General features: G+C 61.6%; 4 protein-coding genes. 3 read left to right on the top strand and 1 reads right to left on the bottom strand.

Going from position 1 to position 3,805, the window contains the following annotated elements; all coding sequences use genetic code 11:
• Positions 1-128: 128 nt before the first annotated feature.
• Positions 129-1,229 (bottom strand): sigma-54 dependent transcriptional regulator, encoded by a 1,101-nt coding sequence (locus tag QMX89_RS22450; protein WP_282349935.1) that lies wholly within the window; start codon positions 1,227-1,229, stop codon positions 129-131.
• A 447-nt stretch (positions 1,230-1,676) separates the two neighbouring features.
• Here QMX89_RS22450 and QMX89_RS22445 point away from each other — a divergent pair, with 447 nt between their 5' ends.
• The 3 genes from QMX89_RS22445 to QMX89_RS22435 all read left to right on the top strand — a co-directional run bounded on the left by QMX89_RS22445 (position 1,677) and on the right by QMX89_RS22435 (position 3,709).
• Complete coding sequence (locus QMX89_RS22445) at positions 1,677-2,498, top strand: energy transducer TonB (RefSeq protein ID WP_282349934.1); 822 nt, start codon at positions 1,677-1,679, stop codon at positions 2,496-2,498.
• Between the two features lie 82 nt (positions 2,499-2,580).
• Positions 2,581-3,306: a MotA/TolQ/ExbB proton channel family protein gene (locus tag QMX89_RS22440; RefSeq protein ID WP_192066054.1), complete on the top strand. Its 726-nt coding sequence runs from the start codon at positions 2,581-2,583 to the stop codon at positions 3,304-3,306.
• Position 3,307: 1 nt separating this feature from the next.
• Positions 3,308-3,709 carry a biopolymer transporter ExbD gene (locus QMX89_RS22435; RefSeq protein WP_049860037.1) on the top strand — a complete coding sequence of 134 codons (402 nt, stop codon included), beginning with the start codon at positions 3,308-3,310 and terminating at the stop codon, positions 3,707-3,709.
• The last annotated feature ends 96 nt before the right edge of the window (positions 3,710-3,805 follow it).

The following is a 3,805-nucleotide window of genomic DNA, read 5'->3' as shown; positions in this document are numbered from 1 at the left end:
GTCTCTGCCCGCGAAGAATCCACCGCGGTATTCCTGAAACACCGCAGCGATTTCTTCGCGGGCAGAGACCCGCTCCCACAGGTTCGCTTCTGCCCAGTCATCCACTTATCACGGTCCCTACAAAACCCTCAGATCGACAACCTCAGCGGCCGTACCTCCGGTTGATCCGCCACCGAGCGCCTTTTGTTCACCGCCAGCTCGCCCATCTTGATCAGCCGTGTACGGGTGACGTTGCGGCTCAGGCCGAGCAGGTTGGCGGTGTGCACCTGGTTGCAATGGCTGAACCGATAGGCCGAACGCAGCAGGGCATCCTCGACCTTCTCGTGCAGGTCGCCGACCTGCTCGTCGAACAGCCGCTGGAACAGCCGATCCAGTGACGCCTCCACCGAATCGTCCACCGCCGGACTGTCATCGGCGCGCTCGATGCGCATGTTCGACAGGCGCAGGTCATCGCGCTCGATCACGCCGTTGCGGCAGATCAGCAAGGTGTGATGAATGACGTTTTCCAGTTCGCGAATATTGCCCGGCCAGCTGTAGTGGAGCAGCTTGTGCTCGGCGTCGGCCGACAATGTGGCGCGTTCGTAACCCAGGCGTTTGCAATACACCTCGAGGAAATGCCGGGTCAGCGGAATGATATCGCCAGGCCGTTCGCGCAGCGGCACCAGTTCCAGACTGACCACATCCAGGCGGTAATAGAGGTCTTCGCGGAAGTGGCCGGCATTGATCGCCTTCTCCAGCAAGACATTGGTTGCCGCCAGTACCCGCACATTGATCGGAATGCTCTTGCGCGAACCCAGGCGTACCACTTCACGCTCCTGCAGCACGCGCAGCAGCTTCACCTGAATGGGCATCGGCAGGTCGCCGATCTCATCGAGAAACAAGGTCCCGCCGTTGGCCTCCTCGAACCATCCGGCCTTGGCCGCCAGGGCACCGGTAAATGCGCCTTTTTCGTGGCCGAACAGTTCGGCTTCCACTAACGACTCGGAAAACGCGCCGCAGTTGACGGCCACGAACGGCTTGTTGCGTCTTGCGCTGAGGTTGTGGATATGGCGCGCGACCAACTCCTTGCCGGTGCCGGTTTCGCCGATGATCAACACACTGGCTTCGCTGGGCGCGACCTGTTCGAGATGGGCCAGCAACGCCTTGGATTTCGGGTCTTCGAACACCTGGGCAGTGGCGCGGATGGAGGTGGCGAGGGCGGGCGATGGGGGAAGTGTCAAAAGCTGCATGGCGGCGCCTTCAAAGTGCGGAGAAAAAGAAAGGAATCGAGCGGTAAAACACGGAATGAGGGCGATACTAATGGATATAAAAAACGATCGTTAAATACCTTATGAGCATTAGCTTATGTCGTGTCGCGCAATGAGCACGCGCTGCGCATCGCCATTGATCCACCGTCCGCTGCATGACGCGAAAGCTGCAACCCGATCATTTGATTGAATAAAATAGCGATGCTTCGGGCTGTTCAGTGTTGCCTGAGCAACAGTCAAGTTGGCCAAGTGTTCATAGGCCAACAGCAACTACAAATAAGCCAACCCCGCATTGCGCCTTATGCCGGATTGAAAGCTTGGAATAACAAACAATTACTTTTCGAACTAGCGGAGTTTGAACATCATTCGCCCGCCGAAGAGGCCGATTGGACTCGCTTCTTCACGATCACCCGTCAACAGGAGCAACTGATGAACAACCTCAAGGCCGCCCTGGAGGTGCGGTGGCATCCGGTACCCGGCGAATTGCTCGACCTGGGCCGGGTGTTCCGCGAACCCTTGGGCGAGCTGCGCCTGCAACGTGCGCCCAAGCGCATCCTCGGTCGCCGCGAGGCGGCATTGCTGGGCGTGTTCGCGCTGGTACTGCATGGTGCGGTGATCTACTGGATCAGTCAGACGCCAACACCGGTACTGCCGACAGTGCCGCCAGAAATTCCACCCATGACGATCGAATTTTCCCAGCCTGCGCCACCGCCGGTGGTAGAGACGCCACCGCCGCCGCCCGAGCCGGTCGCGCCGGTTGTCGAACCGCCACCGCCTGTCGAGGATGAACTGGCGGCCAAGCCAGCACCACCACCACCGCCCAAGCCAAAGCCTCAGCCCGTGGTCAAGAAGCCGGTACCCAAGCCGGTGGCCAAACCGGTCGTGCAACCGCCTGCGCCGCCGCAACCCGTGGCCGCACCGACGCCGCCCACGCCGCCTGCACCCCCGGCACCGCCTGCGCCGCAACCGCTGATACCGGCCTCGGCCAATGCCGGCTACCTGCACAATCCGGCGCCCGAATATCCCGCCCTGGCCATGCGTCGCAACTGGGAAGGGACCGTGCTGTTGCGGGTTCACGTGCTGGCCAGCGGCAAGCCCAGCGAAATCCAGGTACAGACCAGCAGCGGTCGCAGTCAGCTCGATGATGCCGCACTGGCAGCGGTGAAGCGCTGGAGCTTCGTTCCGGCCAAACGGGGTGCCGACCCAGTCGATGGCTGGGTCAGCGTACCGATCGATTTCAAATTGCGCTGATCGACTTTTTTGCTGCATGAAGCGGGCTACCTGACAAAAGGCGCATCGCACCACCCAACGCCTTGCTACAGAGAGCCTCACCATGAATCTTCTGACAGAATCTCCCTTCACCTCCGTCGAGCACTCGGTCATCTGGCTGCTCATCCTGTTTTCCGTCGCCACCTGGGGGCTGGCATTGCTCAAGGGCCTGCAGTTCGCTCGGCTCAAAGGGCAGGATCGCAAGTTTCACAAGCAGTTCTGGGCGGCATCGAGCCTGGATTCGGCGGCCCATCTGGCCCAGGAACAACCCGGTGCAGCGGCTCGGGTCGCGCAGTCGGGCTACGCGGCCATCCAGGTCAACGAGCAGGCGCAAACCGACCTGAGCCAGTCGATCAATCATCAGGATCGCCTCGAGCGCGCCCTGCGCCAGCAGATCGTACGTGAGCGGCGCTCGTTGGAAACGGGCCTGGCGGTGCTGGCCAGTATCGGCAGTACCTCGCCGTTCATCGGCCTGTTCGGGACGGTCTGGGGGATCATGTCGGCGCTCAAGGGCATCAGCGCGGCCGGCTCGGCCAGCCTGGAGACGGTGGCTGGCCCCATAGGCGCGGCGCTGGTGGCCACCGGCGTGGGGATCGCCGTCGCAGTGCCGGCGGTGCTGGTCTACAACTATTTTCTGCGTCGCCTGAAACTGACCGCCGCCGACCTCGACGACTTCGCCCATGACTTCTACAGCCTGGCGCAGAAGCATTCCTTCCGCGTGCTGCAACATCCGGCCCTGACTCGCAGCGGTGCTGCAGCTTCGGGCCACAAAGTGAAGGAGGCGTCCTGACATGGCCTTTTCCACTCAAGACACGGACGAGGTGCTCAGCGAGATCAACGTGACGCCTTTGGTAGACGTCATGCTGGTGCTGTTGGTGGTGTTCATCGTCACCGCGCCGTTGCTGACCAATTCGATCCCGATCAACCTGCCCAAGACCGAAGCGGTGGCGCCTGCCGAACAGAAGGACCCGCTGGTGGTGAGCATCGACGGGCAGGGCAAACTGTTCATCAACAAGGACGAAATCCAGCCGGACCTGCTCCAGACCAACCTGCAGACCGCCAGGCAGAAAGACCCCGATGTGCGCGTACAACTGCAGGCCGACGACGGCGTCAACTATGGCGAAGTGGCCAGGGCCATGGCCTCCATCGAAAAGGCAGGCATCACCAAACTGGCGGTGATCACCGCCAAGTAGGGCTATCGCCGTGCGCCTGATGCACGGCAGCATCTATTCGCGGCCGATGACCGCTCCTACAGAGGTGCTGGATTCCCTGTAGGAGCGGTCATCGGC

The sequence above is a fragment of the Pseudomonas sp. PS01301 genome (assembly GCF_029960215.1).
Lineage (GTDB): Bacteria > Pseudomonadota > Gammaproteobacteria > Pseudomonadales > Pseudomonadaceae > Aquipseudomonas > Aquipseudomonas coleopterorum.
The sequence above is the reverse complement of the archived record's forward strand: the minus strand, read 5'-3'. Positions and strand labels throughout refer to the sequence as shown.